The following is a 25,903-nucleotide window of genomic DNA, read 5'->3' as shown; positions in this document are numbered from 1 at the left end:
TCGTCTTGAGGATGGCACTTGGGCGCCGGATCAATGCGGCGGCGCCACGTGTCCCAGCGCCGCCGAGATCTGCTGCGCGGTCTGCTGTAGCTTGGGCAGCCAGCCGTCGTCCAGCCGGTCGGCCGGTGCGGAGATCGACAGGCCCGCGACCAGCCGGCCCTGATCGTCGTAGATGCCGGCGGCCATGCAGCGCACGCCCATCTCCAGCTCCTCGTTGTCGTGCGCCACGCCGGATTGGCGCGCCCGGGCCAGCTCGCGCTCCAGCGCCGGCAGCTGCGTGATGCTGTTGCGCGTGTGGCCGGCCAGGCCGGTGCGCGTGGCGTAGGCGCGCACGCGCTGGAGCTCGTCCGCGGCCAGGAACAGCTTGCCGGTCGAGGTCAGGTGCAGCGGCGCCCGCCCGCCGATGGCGCGCACCACCTGCATGCCCGAGCGCTCGCTGTAGGCGCGCTCGACGTAGACGATCTCATCGCCCTGGCGCATGCTCAGGTTGACGGGCTGCTGCGTCAGCCGGTGCAGCTCGCGCATGGGCGTCAGCGCCGCGTCGCGCACCGACAGGCGCGCCTTGACCAGGTTGCCCAGCTCCAGCAGGCGCATGCCCAGCCGGTAAGTGCCGGCCTCGGGGCGGTCCACGAAGCGGCCCGAGGCGAGGTCGTTCAGGATGCGGTGCGTGGTGGAGGGGTGCAGGCCCGACTGCGCGCTGATGTCCTTGAGCGACATGGCCTCTTCGCGCGAGGCCAGTACGTCGATCAGCGTGAACATGCGCTCGATCACCTGGATCGTCGGCGTCAGGTGGGCGTCGGGGTTGGGTCTGCGCATGAGAGGGTGTTCTTGCGGCGGTTCAACCGCCGTGGGCGGCCTGGGCCGGGGCCCGGCCGTGTGGCAGCCATTGCCCGTCCGTCAAGCGATCGAGGGGGCGAAAGCGGGCCTTGTATGCCATCTTGGCGCTGCCCTCGATCCAGTAGCCCAGGTACACGTAGGGCAGGCCCAGGGCCGCGGCCTGCGCGATCTGCCACAGCACGCCGTAGGTGCCGTAGCTGGCGCGCCGGTCGGGCTCGTAGAAGGTGTAGACGGCCGACAGTCCGTCGCCCAGGATATCCACGATGGAGACCATGCGCAGCGGCCCGGCGCCGTCGCCCTGGCCGGGCTCGCGGAACTCGACCAGGCGCGAATTGACGTTGCTCTGCAGCAGGAACTGCGTGTACTGGTCCACGCTGTCGTGGTCCATGCCGCCGCCGGTGTGGCGCCCGGTCTGGTAGCGCAGGTAGAGCTGGTAGTGCTCGGGGATGTAGCACAGCTTGAGCGCCCGCGCCTGCAGCTGATGGTGGCGGGCGTGGGCGCGGCGCTGGCTGCGGTCGGGCTGGAACTCGCGCACCCGCACGCGCACCGGCAGGCAGGCACTGCAGCCGTCGCAATAGGGGCGGTAGGTGAACATGCCGCTGCGGCGAAAGCCCTTGCGCACCAGTCCCGAGTAGGCGTCGCTGTGGATCAGATGGCTTGGCGTGGCCACTTGCGAACGCGCCTGGCGGTTCGGCAGGTAGCTGCACGGATAAGGCGCCGTGGCGTAGAACTGCAGCGCCTGCAGCGGAAGATCCTTGAGGTGCGTCACCGCTTAAGCTGAACTGGGGGAAAGCAAGTCGGTCCAGTATACGGGCTCGAATCGCCAGGGCGCGGGCGGCTGCGCGGCCAGCGCCCGCACCTGGCGCGCGAAGTCGGCACGCGGCATTTCCGCCGCGCCCAGCGAGGCCAGGTGGTGCGTGTTCTGCTGGCAGTCGATCAGCGGCACGCCGTGCCGGCGGCACCAGGCGACGAGCGCGCCCAGGGCGATCTTGGAGCCGTCGGTGACTTCGGTGAACATGGATTCGCCAAATACCGCGTGTCCGACCGCCACGCAGTACAGGCCCGCCACCAGATGGCCGTCGATCCAGGTTTCCACGCTGTGGGCGTGGCCGGCCTGGTGCAGGGCTTGGTAGGCGGCGCGCATCTCGGGGCCGATCCAGGTGCCCGACTGGCCGGGGCGCGGCGCGCGCGCGCATGCCGCCATCACCTCGCCGAAGGCGGTGTCGATGCGGATCTCGCCGCGCGGGGTGGCGGCAAAGCGCTGGATCGCGCGGCGCAGCGAGCGGTGCTGCCGAAAGCGCGCCACCTGCAGCACCATGCGCGGGTCGGGGCTCCACCACAGGATCGGCTCGCCCGCGCTGAACCAGGGAAAGATGGTGGCCGAATACGCCGCCCGCAGCGTCGGCACGTCCAGCGCGCCGCCAGCGGCCAATAGGCCGGGCGCAGGCGAGTCGGCCGGCCAGGCATGCGCCAGGGGCGGAAACGGCTCGCCGGGACGCAGGACCGCCAGCGCCGGCTGGGGTTTCATTTCCTGGCGGGCCAGTGGATGTTGGATTCGTGCATCCCGTACTGGCCGCGCCGGCGGTCGGCGAAGAAATGCTCCAGAGTCTCGCGCACGGTCAGGAAAGCGATCTCGTCCCAGGGGATATCGGCCTCGTCGAAGAGTCGTGCCTCCAGCGTTTCGGATCCGGGTTGGAAGCGGTCGTCCAGCAGCCGCGCCAGGTAGAAGAAATGCACCTGCCCCACGCGCGGGATGCTGATGGCGCTGAAGAAGGCGCCCATCTCGATCCGCGCGCCGGCTTCCTCGTCCGTTTCGCGCGCCGCGCCCTCGGCCATGGTCTCGCCCAGCTCCATGAAGCCGGCCGGCAGCGTCCACTTGCCCAGGCGCGGCTCGATCGCGCGCTTGCACAGCAGCACGCGCTCGCCCAGGTGGGGCACCGTGCCGACCACGATGAGCGGGTTGACGTAGTGGATGGTGTCGCAGGCCGGGCACACCGCGCGCTCGCGCGTGTCGCCGTCATCGGGCACGCGGTACACCACGGCGGCGCCGCATTCGCGGCAGTGCTTGATCGTTCGGGGCTGCATGGGCTTGGCAGTGTAGCGGCCCGCTGGCGTGAGCCATCGCGGCTGGCGGCATGCGAAAAACGACAATTGAAGGGAGTCCGTGCCAACTTCGTCACAATCCGCCTCGGAATGGGCGGCCTGACGAGGCCACGGGCTGGCGTCCTACAGGTCGTGGCGGGAGGGGCTTGTCAAATCAGGAACTGCTGCGGGGCTCATCGTCCCGCGCGCTGATCCCGAACACTTTTCCTCGCGGAGAAAGGATGCACAACATGACGAACCCATTGATTTCCACAAGCCGGAGCCTGGTTCTCTCGGCAACCGCTGCCGCCGTGCTGATGGCTGGCTGCGCCAACATGTCCGAAACTCAGCGCAACACCGCCATCGGCGCGGGCGTGGGTGCCGCCGCTGGCGGGCTGATCGGCGACGGCAAGGGTGCCGCCATCGGTGCCGGCGTGGGCGCTCTGGGTGGCTACGTGTGGTCCCGCTACATGGAGAACAAGCGTACCCAGATGCAGCAGGCCACAGCCGGCACGGGCGTCCAGGTGACACAGACGGCGGACAACCAACTCAAGCTGAACATTCCCAGCGACATTTCCTTCGACACGGGCCGCGCCGACATCAAGTCAAATATGCGGCCCATCCTCGATCAGTTCGCGCAGGGCCTGGGCCAGGAGCCCAACACCGAGGTGTTCATCGTCGGCCACACGGACTCGACGGGCACCGACGCCATCAACAACCCGCTGTCGGTGGCGCGCGCCAACAGCGTGCGCGACTACCTGGCGACGCGCGGCGTCGATACGCGCCGCGTGCGCACTGAAGGTCGAGGGTCGCGCGAGCCCGTCGCCAGCAACCAGTCCGATGCTGGCCGCGCGCACAACCGCCGCGTGGAGATCTTCCTGGCCGAGCGCGCGGCCGTCGCGGGCCGTTGAGAGCCCCTACCCGGTTGAGGGGTGAGCGGTAAGATCGGTCATCGGCCCTTCCGAGGGCGGTGAGCGACGCCGGCCTCGTTCGTGCGAAGGATGGCGATCCGCAGCAGCCTTGCTACGCTGTCATCCGACGGGTTGCGACGCGCGGCGATGCAACCGCGCCGCTACAGGGGAAGAACATGCGGGCCCTATGGATCGAGGATCACCAGCTCATCGGCGATTCCCTGGAAATGCTGCTCCAGGTGCTGATGCCCGATGTATCACTGGACAAGGCACGCGATCTCGACTTCGCGACGGGCTTGGTCAAGTCGATTGCCTACGAGGTGGTTCTGCTGGACTGGTGGCTAGGCCAGTCCGACGGAGCCACGGCCATCAAGGCACTGCGCGAAGCGGGCTGCGAGGCGCCGATCCTGGTCGTGTCGGGCGACGAGCGCGAGCTTGTAATGCGCGAGGCCCTGGCTGCCGGTGCCATCGGCTACGTCACCAAGTCGGCCGAGCCTGAGCAGCTTGTCAAGGCTGTTCGTGATGCGCTGCAAGGGGTCGTCCACCGGCTGCCACGTCGACTGCCGGGCGAGTCCGAAGCCCATGCGCCACTTCCCGCGCTCGACGTTCGGCAAGTCTTTCCCGACCTTACATCGCGCCAGAGCGAGGTGTTCCGTCTGCTCATGCGTGGTGAACCGGACAAGCGCATCGCCCGCGACTTGGGCCTGTCGGACACCACGGTAAAGTCCCACGTACGGGCCATCCTCCAGATCGTCGGCGCGCGGTCGCGCGGCGAGGCCGCTTATGCCGCCCGAAGCCGTGGGGCCGGTGAAGCCTGAGGCCGGCGCCGCCCGTCTGCGGCCGCTGATCGAGGCCGAACAGGTTCGGCTGGCGGTCGAGCAGGTGCGGCGCCTGCCGTTGCCGCACCTGCTGCTGGATGTCTGCCTTACCTGGAGCGCCGCGCGGGCCGGCTTGGGCCCGCTGGCCTGGATCTGGCTCGCACTGATGACGGCGGCCCAGGTCGGCCGCACGGCCTATGTACTCCGGCTGCACCGGTCGGGGCGCATGACCGCCCACGCGATGCTTGCACGCATGGGGCATTTGATGGCTGGTCTCGGGGCCGTGCATGCCCTGTTGATCGTCTGTGTGTTCATGCAGCCCTCGCAGTCGGCCGAATACGTGATGACCATGATCCTGGTGGGCAACGCGGCGGGCGCGGTGTCGCCGTCGGCCGGCTATCTGCGGGGTTATCTCGAGTGGGCCGCGGTCTACGGCGGAACCCTGGTGGCGGTCTGGCTGCTCAAGGGGACGATCGAGGGCGCCGCGATCGGCTTGCTGGTGGTGTTCCTGTTCACCGTGCTGTCGCTGTATGTGCGCGACCAGGGGCGCACGATTGGCGACCTGGTCGGCCTGTCGGAGTCTCTGCGGGTTGAACGCGATCGTGCCGAGAGGGCGAGCGAAGCGCGGACGCGTTTCTTTGCCGCCGCCAGTCACGACCTGCGGCAGCCGCTCACCGCGCTGTCGTACAACGCGGCGACCGTGCAGGCGCTGGCGCAGAGCAGCGGGGACGCCACCCTGCAGAAGGTCAGCGCGGCGATCCGGCGTGCCCTCGGTGAGAGCCGCAACCTGCTCGACAGCCTGCTGGAGATGTCCGAGCTCGACGCAGGCGTGGTCAAGTCCCAGCCCCGGCGCATCGACGTGGCGCGCCTACTCGATGATCTGGGGGAGGCCTTCATCCGCGCCGCTGACGACAAGGGCCTGAGCTTCGTGGTGTCGACGCGCTCCGATCGCGCCTACCCGGCCGACCCGGTGCCGCTCCAGGCCCATGTGGATGGCGGCCTGCTGCGGCGCATCCTGCAGAACCTGATCGGCAACGCGATCAAGTTCACCAGCGAAGGCGGCGTGACTCTCGGGGCCGTGGCGTCGGCCGATGGCCGGCACGTGATCTTCCAGGTCAGCGATACCGGCCCGGGCATCGCGCCCGAGGTCCGCGAGCAGGTGTTCGAGGAATTCTTCCAGACAGGAAACCCGGAGCGCAACCGCAGTCGCGGCCTGGGCCTGGGTCTGGCTATCGTGCGCCGGTTGGCGCGCCTGATCGAGGCCGAGATCCGCCTCCAGAGCGAACTCGGGCGTGGCAGCACCTTCGAGGTGGTGGTGCCGCGCGTCGATGTGCCCGACATCTCGCGCATGGGCGCGGAAGGTCGCGCGTCGAGGCCAGCTCCTCTGGCCCTCGGCGCGACGCGGCGGGTGCTCGTCGTGGACGACGAATCCGAGGTGGCCGAGGGGCTGGCTACCTTCCTTGTTGCCCTGGGCTGGGAGGCGCGCGCCGTGCCCGGCCAGGAGGGCGCGGTCGCCGCCTGGTCCCAGGGATTCGCGCCGCACGCGATCATCGTGGACTTCCGGCTGACCGGCGGGCGCACCGGCCTCGAAGTGCTGGCGGCGCTGCGCCACCTGGGTTGCCATGCGCCGGCTTGGCTGGTCACCGGCGAGACCGAGCCCTCGCGCATCCTGGCCGCGCGCGAATCGGGGATTCCGATCCTCTACAAGCCGGTGGACGGGCTGAAGCTCGCGGAGATGCTCGACGCGGTCCTCACACGCTCCGAGCCGCCCCGGGATTGAAGCTGGGGGCCGTCGCGTCCGGTTCTGCAGGCGCAGCCGCCGTGTCCAGCCAAACCCGATGGTCACGGGATCCGGTGGAGGCGCCATTGGCAACGCGATCGAAATTCACATCGATCCGCCATCCTTCCTTGGTCTCTACCGGGCGGATCAGGGCATGGCCGTCTCCGGGTATCCAGTCGAGCACCTCGACCGTGCAGGCGAGGGTCCGAGCGCCGCCTGCGCCGGGGACCTCGAACTCGAACCTATCGGAGCTGGCGAAATCCTGGGGCTGGCTGTTGGCGAACGGGAAGGGGGCGTAGAGGGCCGAACTGTGGATCGAATACACGGTCAGGGGTAAGCGCCCTGGCTCGCCGTCGTGCAGCGTGATGCGCGCGAGCGAGGACAGGTGCTCATCGCCCGAGAGGAAGACGATGTTGCCCGCGCGCCGGTCATGAATCCAGGCCAGCAGCTCGTGCAGAGAGGCTGGATAGCCGCACCAGGCATCGGCCTGGAGGGCCAGCGCGGCCGCGCCGTCGCGCAGGCGGATCGGGCGCGGCAGCAGCATGGAAGAGGTGACCACGAAGGCCGGCCGGCCGGTGCGCGACTGAGCCGCGATCCACTGCCGCAACCCGGCGGATTGAGCGGGCGAGTAAATCCGTGCGTCCCGCCAGTTGGCGAGCGTGCGGGCCTCGCGTTCGGACCGCGTGTCGGCCAGAAAGCAGGGGTGGCCGGCCACTTGCCGGGTGGTCCACAGTGGGGCACCAGGAGAGTGGACCGGGGGTGGCCACATCGCCCGTTGCGAGTTCAGGTAACGGCGCCGCGCGGCGTCGAGCTCGCCCGGCTCGCCGCCATAGTTGTCCCGGATCTCGTGGTCGTCCATCAGGGTGAAGACCGACACGCCCAGGCGCTTGATCCGGTCGAGGGCGCGGTTGTCACGCAGCCGCCCATAGGCGAAGTCGAGCGCGTCGAGCTGGGATTTCGGGTCGAACAACCCCGCCGTGGCGTCCACGTACACCAGATCGCCAGCCAGGACCACGGCGTCGATCGAGTGGTCGGCCTCGCAGCGCGCGGCCAGGCGCCACAGCGAGCTGTCTGCCGGACCGATGTCCGCCTCGCTCCTGACCGCATGGCGCAGGTTCACACTGCCGTCGATGAGGCCGGCCGGATACTGGCAACTGCCCAGGGCGAAGGCTGGTGAGCGGTCGGGAGCGAGGTGGTCCGAGGGGGCGAGTCGCACGGTTGCTTCTGGGCCGCCGTGCGCGAGCGCGGCCGGACGGCGGATCACCGCGAGGTCGAGTTCACTGGCCGGACGTTGGTCAATGCATCGGGCGATCGCGGCACGCAGGGCATCGGCGGGCTGCGGAGATCCTGGGTCGATGGGAGCGTGTGAACAGCGCTTCGAGGCGTTGGCCGTGGCACCGGCCATCCGCGCGAGTCCGAACTCCGGGTCGCCGATGCCTTCGATCTGGGCATGCAGCAACAGGAGGAGCGCCTCGGCCACCGGGCCGGACGGCCAGGGGACCTCGATCGGCACCGTGTCGGCGCGCACATGGCCGATCCGCCCCAGGGCCGGCTGGATGTCATTGGCACACGGCCGGGGCTCGGCCTGGCCATCCGGCCCCTGCAGCAGCCAGCGGTCCGCAGGGCGCACGACCGGCACGAGCACAACGCCCAGGGGCCTGCCATTGGTCGACTCGAACCGGACCGTACCGCACAGGCGGTTTTCGCGCAGCCGCAGGGTGTCCACGAAGCCGCTGACTGCACGGGCCTTGCGGATCTCAGACGCCGGCGTGCTCATGGCTGGACTCGGTTGGGGGGTGCGGTGCGGCCGGGTTGTCGGCCGGGGTTTCCAGGAACTCGGCGATTTCCGCGAAGACCCGCGCCGCGTCGCGGCCGATCAGGCTGTCCTGGTGCCCGCCCGGCAGGCTCACGGCGCGGACGGCCGCGCCGGCTTGCCTCAGCAGCTCGGTCAGGGTGCGCTGCGTGTCGGGATCGACGAGGCCGTTGCGCTCGGCGTGCAGGCTCAGCACGGGCCGGTGCCTCAGGGCGGACATCCTGTCGGGCGTCATGAACGCTCCCCGGCCTTGCATGTCGGTGATGAGCCGGGAACGCGCGAACCAGATGACCTGGGCGGTGGTGGCCATGTGCGAGGGGCCGAAGAACTCGTCGATGCGTTCGAGAACCTGGTCACTCATGCCCTGAACTTCGAAGGTGATGCCGTAGAGGGCGTCCATCCGGTGGCGCTGGGCCACCCACGGCGTGCGCTTCCAGGGGGGCCAGAGCGGGTTCTCGCGGAAGAAGTCCGAGCGCGGATAAGGCACCGCGCAGAGCAGCCGGTCGAGCATGTCCTCCGCCGTGCCAGGCACCGCGCTCGGGCGGAAGCTGATCGCGCCGAAGCCGGGGTAGTTCTTGAGCCACTGGAACACATAGGCGCGCGCCAGGTTGGCCGGCGACATGGTCACCGCCGGCCCGACCTGGTAGAGCACGAGGCGGCCCATGCGCTCCGGCATCGCGCGGCAGGCCGCGGCGTGGGGCGTGAAGGCCGGGTCGCCGGGCCAGCGCCGGAACAGGCCCAGGGACAGCATCGCCGCGCCCATGCAGTGGGCGACCACGTGCACCTGGCCCGAGTGCTGCCCATGCACGTAGGCGACCGCCATCGGAATGTCCTGGCAGCCGATCATCTCGAAGGTCCAGGGCTCCCGGCTTGATTCGAGGCCCGCACTGCTGCGCAAGTCCGCCACCCAGACGTGGTGGCCTCGCCGGCACAGCGCGCCGGCGAGGCCGCCCTCGGGAAGGGCTTCGTGGGCGAAGGTCGTTCCGCTGGCGCTGTAGCCATGCAGGGCCAGCACCGGATCGGGGCGTGCCATGACGCCGGCCGGCGGCGCGTAGTGCGTGAGCCGCACGGGCCGGCCATCGCTCATCGGCAGCCACACGATGCGCGGCGGCGGCAGTCCCGGCAGGCGCCGCGGCAGGCGTGGGTCCTTGGGCAGCGGCAGGCGCGGCCGGTCGGGCAGGCGGAACGACCAAGCGTGCAGCGGCACGATGGTGCGGCCGAAGTACGCCAGCAGGCTCGCCATATCGACCAGCCCGCGCACGTGATCGTGCTGCTCGACGATGCGCAGAAGGGGCACGGCGACTTGGCCAAAGTAGGGCAGATCGACCCTGAACGGCCCGCGCACGCGCAGCGCGCGGGATCGCGGGAACGCGTCGATCCGGGCTTCGAGCAGTTGGCCGGCCGGGTTGCAGGCCACGGCGTAGGTGAGGGTCTTGGTCGCGCGGATGCGCCGTCCGGTCCAGGCGGCAGGATCATCCAGCAGCAGGCCACTGGCGGGCGCGCCGATCTCCAGTTCGTAGCGCAGCAGGCGCCGGTCCCCCGCGCGCGAAGCGAGGTTGAGCGTTTGCGGAATCCAGTCGCGCAGCTCCCCGACACCAGCGAGCGCAGCGAGTCGCCGCTGAAGAGGTCGCGCACCGCGCGGTTGCGCAGCCAGGCGAGAGAGGCCCGCAGCGTGCGGCGCCAGCGCCCCGATGCCTCATGGGCGAAGAGCTGCATCGAGCCGCTCAGCGGAGCCTCCAGCAGCAGTTTGCCGGACGCGGAGGCGTCCGGCTCGCTTGCGTCGGCCCAGGTCACGACCCGCAGTCGGCTGCGCGCCGGATCGACCTCCAGCCGGCGTTCGGCGGCGCGCCCGGCCACGTCGGCCAGGGTGAAGGGCCGGAACCAGAGCTCGACCGTGACCAGGGCTTCCGTTCGTCGCCCGGCGTGCGCGATCCTGGCCCGCGCCTGCATTCTCTCCGTGATCTCGAAGCGGGTCGGGTTGATCGCCTGCGCGTCCGGCATGGGCCGGAAAACCGGGCGGGGCGGCCAGGTGGCATCAACGGCCGGTGCCGGGCCGGCGACGGCCGGCTGGAAGCGCCAATGGTGATCGCGCAGGCGCCGGATGGCGCGGCGCGCCAGGGTGGCGATGGTCAGGGCCGGGTTGATGCCCAGGCACACGGGGATGATCGAGCCGTCCAGCACCACCAGCCCCGCGAAGGTGTCCGTCTGGTCGCCGCGGAACACCCGGCCCAGGTGATCGACAACGCCGTGGTGCACCGTGTCTCCCATCCGGCAGCCGCCCAGGGGGTGGACCGAGACGAGGGGGCCGCGCGCCGCGCCCAGCATGTTCTCGACCGGCCCCGGCAACGGCCGCCACAGCGGATTCGCGTGCAGGACGGGGGTCGGCCGATCCGGCGCCGCGGCGCCGGCGCCGGCCAGGCGGGCGACCCGTTCGAGCAGGGCGTCGATGCCCGGATCGGTCCCCGCGCCGGGCCAGCGCACGGTGAGGGTGCCGACCTCGGCGTCCGCCCCGTCGCTCGGCAGATCGAGGCGGCCGGCCGAATCGTCGCGGCCGATCACCGCCAGGACCAGGGCGTGGTCGACGGCCGAAGGGCAGCGCCCATTGGGATCAGGCGGGTTCTCGTTTGGCCCGTAGGTCTGCCGATCGACGCGCATGAGCCGATCCATCATCCCCGTGTACGCGGCCACTTCCTCGAACAGCCGCCGCAGGGGGCCGGGGATCGCGAGATCCTGGATCACGCAGGCCTGCTCCGGGTCGCGCCTCAGGTCGAGGCTCCGCGTGATCGTCGGCCCGACGGCGCGGGCACCGAAGGCCTGTTCCTCGTCCGCCACGGCCCGCACGGGCTGCGGCGTGCCATCGAGCAGCACGAGGTGGTCCCCGTTGCCCGAGAAGCCGGTCCCCAACGTCGGCGACAAGCCCTCGAGGCCGTCGGCCCGCGCGCGCAGCAGCAGCTCGGTGCTGCCGAAGGTGCCCGCGCAGACGATCAGCAGCCGCGTCGAGATGTCGCAGCGGACCTGGGCGCGGTCGCGCAGGCTGGGGTCGGTGTGCTCGACCTGCAGGCGCCAGCCCTCGCCCGACGGCCGGAAGCTGCGCGCGGTGGCGCCGGTGATCACCCGCAGCCGGCGGGCGTCGTGGCGGCGGCGGGCGTTGGCGATCGGGCCCACGTCGATCGAGCGCTTGGCGCCGAAGTTGCACCCCGTCGCGCAGTCCCCGCACTGGTTGCAGGCGCGCAGGTCGCCGGCATCCGACAGGGCCACCGTGATCGGCGCCGCGCCGACGGCGCCAACCCGTCGAGCGCCGCCAGGCGGCCGCCGAGCACCGGCGCCGCCTGCGCGCCCAGGTGGGACTGCATGGCCCCGAGCGCGGCGCCCAGTCCCGGGTCGGCCCGCAGGGCGGCGGGCCAGCGCGGGTCCTCGAAGACCTCGGGCAGCGGCGCCGCCATGACGCCAGCGTTGATCAGCGACCCGCCACCCAGGCCGTTGGCGAGCACGACGCCCATGTCGGGCCCCAGGCGCAGGTCGAACAGGCCGGTCGCGCGGCCGCCGACCGCGGGCGAGTCCGGGCTGCTGTAGCGCAGGTGGCCGGGCAGATCGGCCAGGCGCGAGGGGAAGGCGCCTGGCAGGTACTCGTTGCCGCGCTCGAGCAGGGCGATGCGCAGGGGCGCGCCGTGCGGTGCGCCGGGCCGCGCGTAGCCGGCCAGTTCCTCCAGGACGATGCCGCCGCCATAGCCGCTGCCGACGATCACGACGTCGAAGTGATGGCCCTCGTCGTCGAGCGCGGCCGGTCCCGCGCGCAGCACCTCATCGATCCACTCGACGAGATCGCTGGCGAGCCAGGAGGCTGCCCGCGCGGGAGGATCGGTCACGGCCATGGGTGTGGAAGGGATGATGTGCGGCAGTGGTTCGGACCGGGCATTCCAGCACGACAACGCTGCGTTGTCGTCGTTCATGCGAAGGAGTGCGCGCCCGCATGAACGGGCATGGCTGTGTATTCTGTCGTCCATGAAACTCTACAGCTACTTCCGCTCCTCCGCGTCGTTCCGCGTGCGCATCGCGCTGCGGCTGAAGGGCCTGGCCCACGACTACGTGCCCGTGCACCTGCCCCGGGGCGAGCACCAGCAGCCTGGCTTCGCTTCGTTGACGGCCGAGCAACTGGTGCCGGTGCTGGAGCTGGCGGGCGGCCAGCGCCTGACGCAGTCCATGGCCATCATCGAATACCTGGACGAAGTCCACCCCCAGCCGCCGGCGCTGCTGCCCGCCGACCCCCTGGGGCGGGCGCGGGTGCGGGCGCTGACGCAGATCGTCGCCTGCGAGATCCATCCGCTCAACAACCTGCGCGTGCTCAAGTACCTGGTGCGCGATCTGCAGGCGAGCGACGAGGCCAAGAACGACTGGTACCGGCACTGGGTGTGCCTGGGCCTGGCGTCGTACGAGGCGCACCTGGCCGAGCGGCCCGGCACCTTCAGCCACGGCGACACGCCCACCTTGGCCGACTGCTGCCTGGTGCCGCAGATCTTCAACGCCCAGCGTTTCGACTGCGACCTGTCCGGCCTGCCGCTCACCCTGGGCGTGTTCGACGCCTGCATGAGGCTGGATGCCTTCCAGCAGGCCCAGCCCTCGGCCTGCCCGGACGCCGAGTAGTGCCCCCCGGCTGGCTCGTTCCCGATTGGCCCGCGCCGGGCGGCGTGCGGGCGGTCTTCACCACGCGCGGCGAGGGTCCGGGCGAGGGTGCGTCGGTCGCGCCCTGGGACTTCCTCAACCTGGGCGACCACGTCGGCGACGCGCCCGCCGCCGTCAGCGCCAACCGCGCGCGGCTGCGGCGCGAACTGGGCGCCCGCCCGGTGTTCCTGCGGCAGGTGCACGGTGTCGCCGTGGCCGAGCTGGAAGAGAGCACGCCAGACGGCGCCACCGCCGACGCCGCCATGACCGTGCGGCGCGGCGTGGCCTGCACCATCCTGGTGGCCGACTGCCTGCCGGTGCTGCTGACCGACGCGCGGGGCCGCGCCGTGGCCGCCGCGCACGCGGGCTGGCGCGGACTGGCGGGCGGGGTGCTGGAGCAAACTCTGAAGCGTTTTCTGGCTTTAGCCGGTGTGGATATTGCGCCATCAGCTATCAATAACGAAGCAAACGAGATCATCGCCTGGCTCGGCCCCTGCATCGGTCCGCATGCCTTCGAAGTCGGCGCCGAGGTGCGCGCGGCCTTCGTGGCGGCCGATGCTGGCGCTGGCGCGTGCTTTCAGCCGCTGGGCGGCGGCAAGTACCTGGCCGACCTGGCCGCGCTGGCGCGTCGGCGCCTGGCCGCGCAGGGCGTCGTGCGGGTGCACGGCAACGACGGCAGCGCGCCCTGGTGCACCGTGACGCAGCGCCAGCGCTGGTTCTCGCACCGGCGCGACCAGGCCGTGCTGGGCGGCAGCGGACGCATGGCGGCCTGCATCTGGCGCGCATGAGCGGGCCGACGGCCCCGAACCCAGCGTATATTGGCGGCGTGTCAGTCCCGCGTCGGGCAGGTCGGCGATACTGTCGGCGATGGGCCCTGACTCGCCGGGCGCGTCGCTGCCCATAGAACAATCGGATCGCAAGGAGACAACGCATGACCCCGAACCAGCCTGCCGCGCTGTGGCAGCAGATGACCGCCGCGCTACCCCCGGCCTTGTCGCAATCGCTTGAACTCGGCTTGGGCGACGGCTGGGCCAAGGCCCTCCAGCAATTGCGCAACCTTGACCTCGGCGGCATGGGCCTGATGCCCCAGGGCGGCGACCCACCGCAAGTGGGCTTCGCGCCCGGCAAGCTGCTGCAGATCCAGCAGGACTACGTGCGCGAGGCCTCCGAGCTCTGGAACCAGACCCTGCAGGCCAACTTCTCGCTGAAGGACAAGCGCTTCAAGGGCGACGCCTGGGCACGCAACCCGCTGGCCTCGTTTTCCGCTGCGGTGTACCTGCTCAACGCCCGCACGCTGATGGCGCTGGCCGAGGCGGCCGAGGGCGACGCCAAGACCAAGGCCCGCCTGCGCTTCGCCGTCGAGCAGTGGATGGCCGCCGCCGCGCCCAGCAACTTCCTGGCGTTCAACCCCGAGGCCCAGCGCAAGGCGATCGAGACCAAGGGCGAGAGCCTGGCCAAGGGCGTGCAGAACATGCTGCACGACATGCGCCAGGGCCATGTCTCGATGACCGACGAGAGCCTGTTCGAGGTCGGCCGCAACGTCGCCACCACCGAAGGCGCCGTGGTGTTCGAGAACGAGCTGTTCCAGCTCATCGAATACAAGCCGCTCACCGCCAAGGTGCACGAGCGGCCGTTCTTGATGGTGCCGCCGTGCATCAACAAGTTCTACATTCTCGACCTGCAGCCCGAGAACTCGATGATCCGCTACGCCGTCAGCCAGGGCATGCGCACCTTCGTCGTCAGCTGGCGCAACCCCGACGAGAGCCTGGCCGCCAAGACCTGGGACAACTACATCGAGGACGGCGCCATCCAGGCCATCCGCACCGTGAAGGACGTCACCGGCGCCGAGCAGATCAACGCGCTGGGCTTCTGCGTGGGCGGCACCATCCTGACCACCGCGCTGGCGGTGCTGGCCGCGCGCGGCGAAAAACCGGTGGCCAGCGCCACGCTGCTGACCACGCTGCTGGACTTCACCGATACCGGCATCCTGGACGTGTTCATCGACGAAGCCTTCGTGCGTTTCCGCGAGATGCAGATGGGGCAGCGCGGCCTGATGGCGGGCAAGGACATGGCATCCACCTTCAGCTTTCTGCGCCCGAACGATCTGGTCTGGAACTATGTGGTGGGCAACTACCTCAAGGGCGAGACGCCGCCGCCATTCGATCTGCTTTACTGGAACAGCGACGCCACCAACCTGCCCGGCCCCTTCTACGCCTGGTATCTGCGCCACACCTACCTGCAGAACGACCTCATCAAGCCCGGCGCGGCCACCGTGTGCGGCGAGAAGATCAACCTCGACCTGGTTGATCTGCCGGTCTACCTCTACGGCTCGCGCGAGGACCACATCGTGCCCATCGGCGGCGCCTACGCCAGCACGCAGGTGCTGCCGGGCAAGAAGCGCTTCATGATGGGTTCGTCGGGCCACATCGCGGGCGTCATCAACCCGCCCGCGGCCAAGAAGCGCAGCCACTGGGTGCGCGACGACGGCAAGTTCCCGCGCAAGGTAGCCGACTGGATCGACGGCGCCACCGAAACCCCCGGCAGTTGGTGGACCGACTGGTCGGATTGGCTCAAGAGCCATGCCGGCAAGCAGGTCGCCGCGCCCAAGGCCTACGGCCACGCGCCGCGCTACAAGGCGCTTGAGCCGGCGCCCGGGCGCTACGTCAAGGCCAAGGCGTGATTTTTGATCATAACCCCCATATGTCGGCGTGGATATTACGCTGACAGCTATTAAAAGGAGAGCGTAACCGTGGAAGACATCGTCATCGTTTCAGCCGCCCGCACCGCCGTCGGCAAGTTTGGCGGCTCGCTGGCCAAAGTGTCGGCGACCGAGCTGGGCAGCATCGCCATCAGGGCCGCGCTGGAGCGCGCCAAGCTCACCGGCGAGCAGCTGGCCGAGGCCGGCCAGGTCATCATGGGCCAGGTGCTGGCCGCCGGCGCGGGGCAGAACCCGGCGCGCCAGGCGTTGCTCAAGGCCGGCCTGCCCAAGGCGGTGCCGGGCATGACCATCAACGTCGTCTGCGGCTCGGGCCTGAAGGCGGTGATGCTGGCGCAACAGGCCATCGCCGCCGGCGACAGCGAGATCGTGGTGGCCGGCGGCCAGGAGAACATGAGCGCCAGCCCGCACGTGCTGCTGAACAGCCGCGACGGCCAGCGCATGGGCGACTGGAAGATGATCGACTCCATGATCGTCGACGGCCTGTGGGACGTCTACAACCAGTACCACATGGGCATCACGGCCGAGAACGTGGCCAAGCAGGAGAAGATCACCCGCGAGCAGCAGGACGCGCTGGCCCTGGGCAGCCAGCAGAAGGCCGCCGCCGCGCAGGCCGCCGGCAAGTTCAAGGACGAGATCACGCCGGTCAGCATCCCGCAGCGCAAGGGCGATCCCGTCGTCTTCGACAGCGACGAGTTCATCAACAAGAAGTCCACCGCCGAAGGCCTGGCCGGCCTGAAGCCGGCGTTCGACAAGGCCGGCAGCGTGACCGCCGGCAACGCCAGCGGCATCAACGACGGCGCCGCCGCGGTGGTGGTGATGACGGCCAAGAAGGCCGCCGCGCTGGGCCTCACGCCGCTGGCGCGCATCGTCAGCTACGCCACCGTCGGGCTCGACCCGGCGATCATGGGCCTGGGCCCGGTGGGCGCCACGCAATTGGCGCTCAAGCGCGCCGGCTGGGGCGTGGGCGACGTCGATCTGTTCGAGCTGAACGAAGCCTTCGCCGCGCAGGCCTGCGCCGTCAACCTGCAATTGGGGGTCGATCCGGCCAAGGTCAACGTCAATGGCGGCGCCATCGCCATCGGCCACCCCATCGGCGCCTCGGGCTGCCGCATCCTGGTGACCTTGCTGCACGAGATGCAGCGCAGCGGCGCCAAGAAGGGCCTGGCCGGGCTGTGCATCGGCGGCGGCATGGGCGTGGCGCTGGCGGTCGAGCGCGCCTGACCACCCGTCCCACGCTGCACGAAATTTGATCGAATCGCCCCGCTGTCCGCGCCGGTTCTGCGCGGACAGCTCTTATTTTGATAGTCAACACACGAGGAGATAGCACATGAGCAAGAGAGTCGCATACGTCACCGGCGGCATGGGTGGCATCGGCACCGCCATCTGCCAGCGCCTGCACAAGGAGGGCATGACGGTGATCGCCGGCTGTGGCCCCACGCGCGATTTCCAGAAATGGCTGGATGAGCAGAAGGCCCTGGGCTACACCTTCCACGCCAGCGTCGGCAACGTCGGCGACTGGCAGTCCACCGCCGACGCCTTCGCCAAGGCCAAGGCCGAGCACGGCCCCATCGACGTGCTGGTCAACAACGCCGGCATCACGCGCGACCGCATGTTCCTGAAGATGACGCGCGACGACTGGGACGCGGTGATCGACACCAACCTCAACAGCATGTTCAACGTCACCAAGCAGGTCATTCCCGACATGGTGGAACGCGGCTGGGGCCGCGTGGTGCAGATCAGCTCGGTCAACGGCGAGAAGGGCCAGGCCGGCCAGACCAACTATTCCGCCGCCAAGGCCGGCATGCACGGCTTCACCATGGCGCTGGCGCAGGAGCTGGCGGGCAAGGGCGTCACCGTCAACACCGTCAGCCCCGGCTACATCGGCACCGACATGGTCAAGGCCATCCGCCCCGACGTGCTGGAGAAGATCGTCGCCACCATCCCGGTCAAGCGCCTGGGCGCGCCCGAGGAGATCGGCTCTATCGTGGCCTGGCTGTCGGGCGAGGATTCGGGCTTCACCACCGGCGCCGACTTCTCCTGCAACGGCGGCCTGCACATGGGCTGACCGGCGCTTCGCGCGCGATGGCACAACCCCGCTTCGGCGGGGTTTTTGCTGGGCGCAAGGCCTGGGGCGCCCGGCCGCCGCGGGGATAATCGACTCATGTCCGTTGCCGCATCGCCCTGGCGCTTGTCCATTGCCCCCATGCTCGACTGGACGGAATCTTAAAAAATCATCGAAAAATCAACGTGTTGCACGTGGATTTATGGCGGCGTTGCATTTTGGTTGCACTGAAAGTGCAGAAAGGCGCTTGAGATCGGGGCCGAGTTGCACTTTCCAGAACGTCGTCAGCGCCTGAAGCGTCGGCGGGGATGCCAGTCCAGCATGCCCGCGGATGACTTGACTGTACGGCTGATATCCGTATGATATGAGGCCTGTACTAGGAGAACCGACATGGGCGCGCTCGCACTCAAAGATGCTCGCATGGAGCTCAAGACCACCAAGGAAGCCAAGGAGCTGCTGAGCAAGGCTGCCGTCCTGGGCGGCATGGACCTGTCGTCCTTCATGCTGTCGACCGCCATGGAAAAGGCGCGTGCGATTCTGCTCGACCACACCTCCATCCAGCTCTCGGTGCAGGGGCAGGCGCAGTTGGCCACCGTGCTGCAGAAGCCGGTTGCTCCGACCGAGGCCATGAAGGAACTGCGCCGCACGCCCCGCTTGAAAGTGCGTGAATGAGTTTTTTCATCACTCGCTTCGATCCGGGGGCGAAGTATGGGGGCTACAACCAGTTCGATTGCCAGCACGCCGTCATCAACAAGTTCGTCAAGGACTCACTCAAGAAGCAGGTCAAACAGGGCTTGAGCGTGGCCTACGCGCTGCTGGAAGAGGATGGGGCCACGCAGCGATTCGCCGGCTTCTTCACGATCGCCAGCCACACCATTGCGCTGTCGGCGCTGGGTGCTCTGCAGCGTGGCGGGCTCCCCAAAACCATTCCCTGTGTGCGCTTGATCATGCTCGGGGTTCACCATGCCGATGCAGGCCAGGGTCTTGGCTTGCAGCTCATGAACCATGCGCTGGACATCGTGAAGGTGGGGGCGCAGAGCATCGGAAGTTACGGCCTGTACCTGGATGCTGACGCGGGAGCGTTCGGTTTCTATCAGAAGCTGGGCTTTGTGCCGTTGGAGGGTGAAAAGAGCCCCGCACCTTCGCCCATGTTCTTGCCCATGTCGGCGATTCCCTGAGTCAGGCCGGCTACGGAGCATCGTTCTTTTGATTGCCAGTCGCCAGCTTGGACATTCGTCGGGTCAAGCCGAGGCCACTCAACCAAGACGACAGGTGCATGGGTTCCACGATGAAGCTCGCTGACCGCCTGCGCCAGTCGATTCGACGTCGATCTGGCCATGTCGTGCTGCGCGCCGAGCTCGCGCCCCTGGGCAGCGCATCGCAGGTTTCGCAAGCGCTGAAGGCGCTTCAGCGCGATGGAGAGTTGCTTCGCCTTGGCGCAGGCGTCTATGCCATGGCCCGCCGGGACGAATCCACGCACGAGGTAACGCCGGTGGGTGGATGCCGAGACACTGGGGCGCGAGGTGGCGCACAAGCTCAAGGCAAAGGTGATCGACGGCGGGGATGGCACGCTGGTGCTGGATACGGGCGACCGTCGTGTTTCGCGCAAGCTGGCTCTGGACCATGGCGCCGTGCATTACGTCAATGATCGCAATCGCAGGGCCTTCACGGCAACCAGAAAGAAGCCGAGTGGCACGACCCCTTTCCCGACCACCGATGTGGGCAGCTATGTGCGCGGGCTTGCGGCCTTTCACGGGGTCCGGTATGAGCCGACGGCCGCCGATCAATGGGCCGAGACGGTGACCCGCCTGGCCGGAGACGACGTGCGTTCCGGCCCGGTGCAGGATCTGCTGGTCGCCCTCAAGCGTGCAGGCAAGCTGACCAAGGATGACATGGCGACGTTGCTCGTGAACTACCTGCGGGAGCGCAAGCAGGGTGTTTGATCCGTTCAAGGGTTTCGAGATGTCCGGCTACGGTCCGTGTCGCACAGAGCATCCGCTTGGATCTGCAACCATCGACCATTGATCGCGAGTGTCTTCTGCGCCCGATGTTTTGGGAAACTGAGCAGCAGCGCCTCGACGTCCTGCGGCCCTGGATTGCTATTCAATCAATAGCATATGATGCAATAGCGGCGCTGGCTTAAGCCCCGAAAGGCTTGAAAACACGCCCCCGCGCGCCATTCAGTCCGCCAGCGCCGGCGCGTCCGCGCGCAAGCACGCCCGCGCCTGCGCCGCCACCTCGGCGGCGGGCAGCGGCTTGCGCTTGTGGTCGCTCCACACCTGGCGCCACAGGCGCGCGCCGCGCTCGCCGTGGCGCAGGCCGAGGATGTGGCGGGCGATGGCCGGCCACGGCGTGCCGTCCTCGACCGCCTCGCGCTGCATGTAGGCGACCATCGCGTCCTCCACCGCGTCGCGCGTGGCCTCGCAAGCCGCGCCGCCCAGGAAGCGCGCGTCCCAGGCGGTCATCATCCAGGGATGGTGGTAGGCCTCGCGGCCCAGCATCACGCCATCGACGTGCGGCAGGTGGGCGGCGATCTGCTCGTCGCTGGTGATACCGCCGTTGAGCACGATGGTGAGGCCTGGAAAGTCGCGCTTGAGCTGGTGCACCAGCTCGTGGCGCAGCGGCGGGATCTCGCGGTTTTCCTTGGGCGACAGACCCTGCAGCCAGGCGTTGCGCGCGTGCACGATGAACACGTGGCAGCCGGCCTGGGCGACGGTGCCGACGAAGTCGCGCACGAAGCCGTAGCTCTCCTCGCGGTCGATGCCGACGCGGTGCTTGACGGTGACCGGCACGCTCACCGCGTCCACCATGGCCTTGACGCCGTCGGCCACCAACCGCGGCTCGGCCATCAGGCAGGCGCCGAACGCACCGCGCCGCACGCGCTCGCTCGGGCAGCCGCAGTTGAGGTTGATCTCGTCGTAGCTCCAGCGCTCGCCGATGCGGGCGCAGCGCGCCAGGTCGGCCGGCTCGCTGCCGCCCAGCTGCAGCGCGACGGGATGCTCGCTTTCGTCCAGGCGCAGGTGGCGCCGCTCGCCGCCGAACAGCAGGCCGCCGGTGGTCACCATCTCGGTGTACAGGCGCGTCTTCTTCGTCAGCAGGCGGTGGAAATAGCGGCAGTGCTTGTCCGTCCAATCGAGCATCGGAGCCACACTTAACCGCCAGGGCGATAATTTTTCTGTAGGTTGTTGATTTTGTTCTAAATTCATTCTTTAATTTCTGAGTGTCGCCGGCGTTTTGCCGGACATTTAACGGGATAAAACCGCCCCAAGTGCAACGACTCGGTGCAACTTTCAGCTACAGTTGCACCACATCATAAAAGCAAGTTGCACCGGAGATCACACCATGGCGTCAGTCACACCACGCGGCGACAAATTCCTCGCCCAGGTTCGCATCAAACAGGGCGGCGCCCTGATTTTCTCAGAGTCGAAGGTCTTCGACACCAAGGCCCAGGCAGTGTCCTGGGGCGATCGCCTGGAGACCAAGGTCAAGGCTGAGGGGCCGGCCAGACACGCCTCCGGCAAGATGACCGTAGGCGACCTCGTCCGCATGCACCTCGCTGCGCAGCTAGCGGTGCGCCCTCTTCTGGGCCGCTCGACGATCCATAACCACAACAAGATCGCGGACGAGTTCGACACGATCCTGGTGCGCGAGCTCAAGCCCAAGCACCTGATTGACTACGCCACTCGACGGAAAACCGAGGACGGCGTTGTACCCGCCACCATCAAGTCCGACCTCTCCCCCTTGTCGGCAGCGTTTGGCATCGCCCGCATCGCCTACCACGTGGACGCCGATCCAACGGTCATTCAAGAGGCCATGTTCCACCTTGACAAGCAGGGCCTGGTCGGCAAATCGCGCGAGGTCATCCGCTGGGTGGAGGGGGATGAAGAAGAAGCGCTGCTGACCGAGTTTGCACGGCGCAACGCGCACCATCAGACGACGATCGACATGGCGCAGCTCTACAAGTTCGCGCTGGCCTTCCCGCGGCGGCTGAGCGAGCTGGGGCGCCTGGAATGGAAGGACATCGACACCAAGCGCCGGACGATCATCCTGCGCCAGGTGAAGCATCCCAACAAGAAGGAATACAACGACCAGGTAGTGCCCCTGCTCACGCCGGCCTGGACCCTGCTGGACGAAATGCCGAAGCTCGACGCCCGCATCTTTCCGTACAACATGGAATCCGCATCGTCCGCGTTCGAGCGCGCGCGCGATCGCATCGCGGAAACCGGCCTGCCAAAAATCAAGGACCTGCGATTCCACGACCTGCGCCACACCGGGATCTCGATGCTGTTTTGGTACGGCTTCAAGATCGAGGAAGTCGCGCTGGTGTCGGGACACAAGAACTGGAACACGCTGCGCCGGTACACGCACATCCGGCCGGAAGATCTGCATCGGCGGTTTGAGGCGCTGAAGCCGGTGCGGTAAGGGACGTGGAGCCTGCTCCCCTCGCGCCAGGCTTGCGCAGCGCTGGTTCTCGTCCGAATCGGCGTGCCCTATATTGCCGGGCCCGCTCGTGGTGCGTCAGTAGCCGCTCTGCTTGCTGCAATTCAGCGGCAATCAACACTTCCAGCTCCGCATTGCTCACTCCACACTTATTGCTACCGCGCGCCACCCATATCGTTCCTCTTTAGGGTGCTTCGCGTACACAAGAACTGCAGCCACGGTATCGACGTCTGATGGGATCGTCTCGACCAAAAAAGGCGCGACGAAGGCGTCTTCGACGAAGGCGAACCCCTTGGGATTCCTCCTCAAGTACCCACTGGTCACCCTCACATCAACTTCCGGACGAGGACCGGGCTCCACGGCGAAAAGATCTCTCCGGCCCGTCTTGCGGTTCTGTGTCATTCGAAAACGAACACCTTCGCCTACCTCTGGATGCCCCCCGACCCATGCCCCCTCGTCGATTCCGACCTCTGAGTCTCGATCAATAAAGACTTTTGTCCGTCGCTCATCTGCCGCCATCCGGGTGATCAGTCCCACCCCGGCATCGGTACAGTCCCAACGGGCCCCTTCCGGGCGAGCTGAGACTTGAACTATTGCGTCACGAGCGGTGTCCCGTTGGCGCCCAAGAACGAGCGTTACGGGATCCCCGATTTTGAGATTTCGAGATCGCACGCCCGGACCAACAATGCTGACCGATGCGCCACCAGAATCACGTATTGCAAAGCGTGGAAGCGGCCGCGGCTTTCTGCCTGTTGGAGCATCCTTGTGTTGTTGCGGGAGGATCGTGCCCAAGAACGTCGCCGATTTTGGCTCTACAGAGTCGAAGCACAGCACCAACGCATCCTGAGAGTGGTTGGCATAGAAGGCTTTGGCCGTTTCAGCGCCTTGCGCCGATGGGTCGTACCAACTGCTGTTGATCAGGTCTTGAAGCGCAGCGTCGAGACCCCAGCCTTGTTCTTCTCGCAGCGCGATCACTGTGGCTAGTTCGCTACTTGCCTGCGCAAAATCACCGCGCTCGGCCAACATCTGAGCCAGTTCACGATGAACCTTCACCGTGAATTTTGGTTCTGATCCGCACTCCAACGCACGGCACGCGCACGCAAGCGCGAGGTCCGGCTGCTCATCCGCATACAGCCTAGCCGCTTCCGCCGAAACCCAAAATTCATTTCTCTTCGCCTTTATGACTGGGCCAAGAACTTGCGCCGCCTCGATATGGCGATCAGCGTGGCGAAGTAGATGCACCCTGTCCCAGTCCAGCCACAGGGCGTCATTTCCTTCGGCCCTGGGACGCATCCTTTCGATCCATTGCAGCGCGAGATCAATGTCAGCCTGTGTCGCGTCAGGAAACGCCTTCGTCCATTTTGCCAACCCCCGCGCGATTCCGAGCGCGATTGGCGGGAAACGACTTTCATCGAGTTGGCTGTACTGCCAATCCTCTGCACCAAGTCCATCGATACCAACCCACCGGACGAACCCCGGAAAAAAAGAAGAATGCGGCGCAATCTTTGAGAGCTCGCGCAAAATGTTGGACAGCGCGTTGTCTGGCCGCCGCTTCGGTTGCTTCGCGAAGCGACGCAGCGTCTGGTGAACTTCATTGACAACCCCGCTCGGGGCAGGTTGCCCCGCTTTGAGTTTGGCAACGACGCCAGACACATGGGTTTTCACCAAACCATAGAACGCCCAGTCCAGTTGCGTTCTCAGCTTGAAGTCTTCAGGAGCCTCCGCGAGCCCTTGAAGCCCGAAGTCGACAGCCTGCTGAAATTTCCCCGATTTTCGGAGAACCTGTACGCCCTCCCACGTCATTGGAAGACGGGCCGTATGGTTTCAACGAGTTCGAGCTTGCTGCATGTCAGGGGGCGCAGGCTGGAAACCAAACCTTGTTTGTCGAAATTGATTTCAAGTCCGACGCGCTCATCGGAATTGCGCACGATCGACAGTGCTAGCCGGTACGGAGTTTCATTGGCCGATACGATCTTCCAGCCAATGTCATCTAGACGCGAGCGTGCAGAGCGAAGCAATGCTTCAGCCTCCGAAGAAAAAGCATTTGTCGCGAGGCATTCATAGGCCAAGTCGGACAGGAAAGACCAATGTTCCGAGTCCTTCAAATGCATGGCCGTGACGACATTTTTTCCGTTGTAGGCGATCCGCAGCAGGCATTGGTCACCTTGCGGGCCTAAAAATTCGTACTGCTCCTGGTATGGGTGACAGACCGCCTTGACGACCTGCCAACCCAGGCGCTCCGCTGCATTGACGACACGCAACCAGATTGCGACCGACTTCAGAACATCCTTTGATTGATCCAGCCCCTCTGGCAGGCTGCGTTGCTGATCTCTTTCAGTCGCGATTCCGTTGGGCTGGAATGCCCAGCCTGCACCCACTGCGATATCCGCAGCCGCTTTGACGGAACCAGCGTTCCAAACGGCATCGTCAAACGGGTGGATGGGCGTGAAATTGAACAAGACCAGCTTACGCTCAGCGACGGTGAGGGCCGAGTACAGCCAACGAAAGAATCCTTCCGAATGGCGGCCCGCAGTGTGATTGCAGTTCACGTAGCACACCGGTTGCGACATCCCTTGAGCATGGTGAACCGTGGAGGCGTAGCCATATCGTGCATAGGTGAAGTCTGGCGCCGGCAGTGGCGGCGATTGCCTTCCAATACCCTGCAGCATTGCTTGACTGCCTTCCAACGCTTTCTCTCGGGCGCGTTTAATGGTGTTACGCCAAACGCTTTCAGCGACGGCGGTTTCCTTGTCCAGCTCCGGCTTTTCGGCGATCAGGAACTCCTCGAACACCTCGATTTCGACCTCTTCTCGACTGCGAAGCCCACACCCCACGGTGTGGAACCTCACCGGGCCGCTCTTTACCCAACTCAAGCTTTGTTGGTATGGGGTACGCCGCCCCACACTCGCAACGGTAGTGCGCCCGCCAGACTGCATGGTCACACGTGAGCCAAACGCGTCGCGCACATCGGGGCTCACGTAAACCTCCAGCAGATCACCGGCCTCCACGGGGTTCAAGGCCTTTTTCTCGTGCAAACGCTCGCGAAGCCACTGGGTCAGTGCATTCACCTGGCCATGCGTCTCGGCCAAACACCAGACTGAACTTGGGTCGGAGCGAAAGCGATCCAGCATTGCTATCGCGGCCTCCCGCTTGTCGGCAATACTGCAACCCTCGTCGGTTTGCAGCTCAAATGCGGCGAATCTCTGGGCCCCAATGGCTGATGCCAACTTGGCGGCGTTGGCCAGCTTGGCCGAGCCACCGGTGGTGTCGATGAGTTGGATCAACTCCAGAGACTGGTGTTTCAGCCCACGCGTTTTCTGGAACCCGCCGGAAAGCACCGATTCATCCCCGCCACCACGCTGGATTTGATACGGGTCACCAAAGAAGACAAGCTTGCGTTTACCCCCTCCAACACCGGTGAAGTCGAAGAAATCCGACAGCAACTGGCCGCTGCCGTACTGCTTGCCATCAGGTGTGGAGACTCTTGCATTGCCCAGCAGGTGGGCGTCATCCAGCAGATAGACACAGTCGTCCGGGTCATCGCAGGCACGCAACGGAATCACTTTGAGATTCTTCTGCTCCGCAGCGACTTCCGTCTCATCCTCCTCTTTCACGCCTCCGGTGTAGAGATGGCCGTAGATGCTGTTGGACTCCACTTGGGCACCATCGGCAAGGCGCCGGTTCGGCTCCAGCACGATGACCTTTTTACCTGCCGTCTTGGCCTCTTCCATTAGTGCGGCCAACAGGCGACTCTTGCCGGTCGACGTCATGCCCAACACGGA

22 protein-coding genes and 1 pseudogene are annotated in these 25,903 nt (G+C 67.1%); 12 read left to right on the top strand and 11 right to left on the bottom strand.

The window, feature by feature from the left end; genetic code table 11:
- Positions 1-30: 30 nt before the first annotated feature.
- From IPG65_RS17510 to IPG65_RS17495, 4 genes are read right to left on the bottom strand one after another with little or no spacing between them, the layout of a single operon-like run.
- The gene (locus IPG65_RS17510; protein WP_293192278.1) at positions 31-816 is read right to left on the bottom strand and encodes an IclR family transcriptional regulator; all 786 of its coding nucleotides are present in this window, start codon (positions 814-816) and stop codon (positions 31-33) included.
- Between the two features lie 22 nt (positions 817-838).
- Entirely contained in the window at positions 839-1,606 is a 768-nt protein-coding gene (locus IPG65_RS17505) for an arginyltransferase (protein ID WP_293192276.1), read from the bottom strand.
- 3 nt (positions 1,607-1,609) lie between these two features.
- Positions 1,610-2,365, bottom strand: a complete 756-nt coding sequence (gene aat, locus IPG65_RS17500; protein WP_293192274.1) for a leucyl/phenylalanyl-tRNA--protein transferase — start codon at positions 2,363-2,365, stop codon at positions 1,610-1,612.
- Positions 2,362-2,922 (bottom strand): NUDIX hydrolase, encoded by a 561-nt coding sequence (locus IPG65_RS17495; protein WP_293192272.1) that lies wholly within the window; start codon positions 2,920-2,922, stop codon positions 2,362-2,364. The genes aat and IPG65_RS17495 overlap by 4 nt, the downstream gene beginning before the upstream one ends.
- A gap of 332 nt (positions 2,923-3,254) precedes the next feature.
- Between IPG65_RS17495 and IPG65_RS17490 the strand changes: the two genes are divergently transcribed.
- From IPG65_RS17490 to IPG65_RS17480, 3 genes are read left to right on the top strand one after another with little or no spacing between them, the layout of a single operon-like run.
- Positions 3,255-3,830: an OmpA family protein gene (locus IPG65_RS17490; RefSeq protein ID WP_293192270.1), complete on the top strand. Its 576-nt coding sequence runs from the start codon at positions 3,255-3,257 to the stop codon at positions 3,828-3,830.
- A 59-nt stretch (positions 3,831-3,889) separates the two neighbouring features.
- Entirely contained in the window at positions 3,890-4,648 is a 759-nt protein-coding gene (locus IPG65_RS17485; RefSeq protein WP_293192268.1) for a response regulator transcription factor, read from the top strand.
- A complete protein-coding gene (locus tag IPG65_RS17480) occupies positions 4,614-6,428 on the top strand; it encodes a hybrid sensor histidine kinase/response regulator (protein ID WP_293192266.1) in 1,815 nt (604 codons plus the stop codon). Before IPG65_RS17485 ends, IPG65_RS17480 begins: the two co-directional genes overlap by 35 nt.
- On the opposite strand, the gene IPG65_RS17475 is transcribed toward IPG65_RS17480, so the two are convergent.
- The 4 genes and pseudogenes from IPG65_RS17475 to IPG65_RS17460 form a co-directional block, all read right to left on the bottom strand.
- Entirely contained in the window at positions 6,400-8,205 is a 1,806-nt protein-coding gene (locus tag IPG65_RS17475) for an alkaline phosphatase D family protein (protein ID WP_293192265.1), read from the bottom strand. The genes IPG65_RS17480 and IPG65_RS17475 overlap by 29 nt on opposite strands.
- Positions 8,186-9,484, bottom strand: a complete 1,299-nt coding sequence (locus IPG65_RS17470; RefSeq protein WP_293192264.1) for a hypothetical protein — start codon at positions 9,482-9,484, stop codon at positions 8,186-8,188. The genes IPG65_RS17475 and IPG65_RS17470 overlap by 20 nt, the downstream gene beginning before the upstream one ends.
- Positions 9,485-10,356: 872 nt before the next feature.
- Positions 10,357-10,566 (bottom strand): annotated as a pseudogene (locus IPG65_RS17465) (GMC oxidoreductase); the annotation flags it as partial.
- A 785-nt stretch (positions 10,567-11,351) separates the two neighbouring features.
- Complete coding sequence (locus tag IPG65_RS17460) at positions 11,352-12,170, bottom strand: hypothetical protein (protein ID WP_293192262.1); 819 nt, start codon at positions 12,168-12,170, stop codon at positions 11,352-11,354.
- Positions 12,171-12,243: 73 nt separating this feature from the next.
- Here IPG65_RS17460 and maiA point away from each other — a divergent pair, with 73 nt between their 5' ends.
- From maiA to IPG65_RS17420, 8 genes are all read left to right on the top strand, one after another.
- Complete coding sequence (gene maiA / locus IPG65_RS17455; protein WP_293192260.1) at positions 12,244-12,882, top strand: maleylacetoacetate isomerase; 639 nt, start codon at positions 12,244-12,246, stop codon at positions 12,880-12,882.
- Entirely contained in the window at positions 12,882-13,688 is an 807-nt protein-coding gene (gene pgeF, locus IPG65_RS17450) for a peptidoglycan editing factor PgeF (protein WP_293192258.1), read from the top strand. The genes maiA and pgeF overlap by 1 nt, the downstream gene beginning before the upstream one ends.
- A gap of 179 nt (positions 13,689-13,867) precedes the next feature.
- Entirely contained in the window at positions 13,868-15,580 is a 1,713-nt protein-coding gene (gene phaC / locus IPG65_RS17445; RefSeq protein WP_293193054.1) for a class I poly(R)-hydroxyalkanoic acid synthase, read from the top strand.
- Positions 15,581-15,649: 69 nt separating this feature from the next.
- Positions 15,650-16,840: an acetyl-CoA C-acetyltransferase gene (locus tag IPG65_RS17440; protein ID WP_293192256.1), complete on the top strand. Its 1,191-nt coding sequence runs from the start codon at positions 15,650-15,652 to the stop codon at positions 16,838-16,840.
- A 106-nt stretch (positions 16,841-16,946) separates the two neighbouring features.
- Positions 16,947-17,684 (top strand): acetoacetyl-CoA reductase, encoded by a 738-nt coding sequence (phbB, locus tag IPG65_RS17435; protein ID WP_293192254.1) that lies wholly within the window; start codon positions 16,947-16,949, stop codon positions 17,682-17,684.
- Between the two features lie 387 nt (positions 17,685-18,071).
- A complete protein-coding gene (locus IPG65_RS17430; protein WP_293192252.1) occupies positions 18,072-18,353 on the top strand; it encodes a DUF1778 domain-containing protein in 282 nt (93 codons plus the stop codon).
- Positions 18,350-18,859, top strand: coding sequence for a GNAT family N-acetyltransferase (locus IPG65_RS17425; protein ID WP_293192250.1), 510 nt, complete (start codon positions 18,350-18,352; stop codon positions 18,857-18,859). Before IPG65_RS17430 ends, IPG65_RS17425 begins: the two co-directional genes overlap by 4 nt.
- 318 nt (positions 18,860-19,177) lie before the next feature.
- Positions 19,178-19,624, top strand: a complete 447-nt coding sequence (locus IPG65_RS17420; RefSeq protein ID WP_293192248.1) for a hypothetical protein — start codon at positions 19,178-19,180, stop codon at positions 19,622-19,624.
- Positions 19,625-19,861: 237 nt separating this feature from the next.
- Here IPG65_RS17420 and dusA read toward each other — a convergent pair whose 3' ends face one another.
- On the bottom strand, positions 19,862-20,887 hold the full coding sequence (gene dusA, locus IPG65_RS17415) for a tRNA dihydrouridine(20/20a) synthase DusA (RefSeq protein ID WP_293192246.1): 1,026 nt from the start codon (positions 20,885-20,887) through the stop codon (positions 19,862-19,864).
- A gap of 136 nt (positions 20,888-21,023) precedes the next feature.
- Between dusA and IPG65_RS17410 the strand changes: the two genes are divergently transcribed.
- Positions 21,024-22,103: a site-specific integrase gene (locus tag IPG65_RS17410; RefSeq protein WP_293192244.1), complete on the top strand. Its 1,080-nt coding sequence runs from the start codon at positions 21,024-21,026 to the stop codon at positions 22,101-22,103.
- Positions 22,104-22,259: 156 nt separating this feature from the next.
- Here the strand turns inward: IPG65_RS17410 and IPG65_RS17405 are convergent, their stop codons facing one another.
- Together IPG65_RS17405 and IPG65_RS17400 are read right to left on the bottom strand one after the other, a co-directional pair.
- On the bottom strand, positions 22,260-23,924 hold the full coding sequence (locus tag IPG65_RS17405; RefSeq protein ID WP_293192242.1) for a hypothetical protein: 1,665 nt from the start codon (positions 23,922-23,924) through the stop codon (positions 22,260-22,262).
- The gene (locus tag IPG65_RS17400; RefSeq protein WP_293192240.1) at positions 23,921-25,891 is read right to left on the bottom strand and encodes an ATP-binding domain-containing protein; all 1,971 of its coding nucleotides are present in this window, start codon (positions 25,889-25,891) and stop codon (positions 23,921-23,923) included. The genes IPG65_RS17405 and IPG65_RS17400 overlap by 4 nt, the downstream gene beginning before the upstream one ends.
- Positions 25,892-25,903: the final 12 nt, after the last annotated feature.

Origin of the sequence: Ottowia sp., assembly GCF_016703145.1 — a bacterium.
Lineage (GTDB): Bacteria > Pseudomonadota > Gammaproteobacteria > Burkholderiales > Burkholderiaceae_C > Ottowia.
The sequence above is the reverse complement of the archived record's forward strand: the minus strand, read 5'-3'. Positions and strand labels throughout refer to the sequence as shown.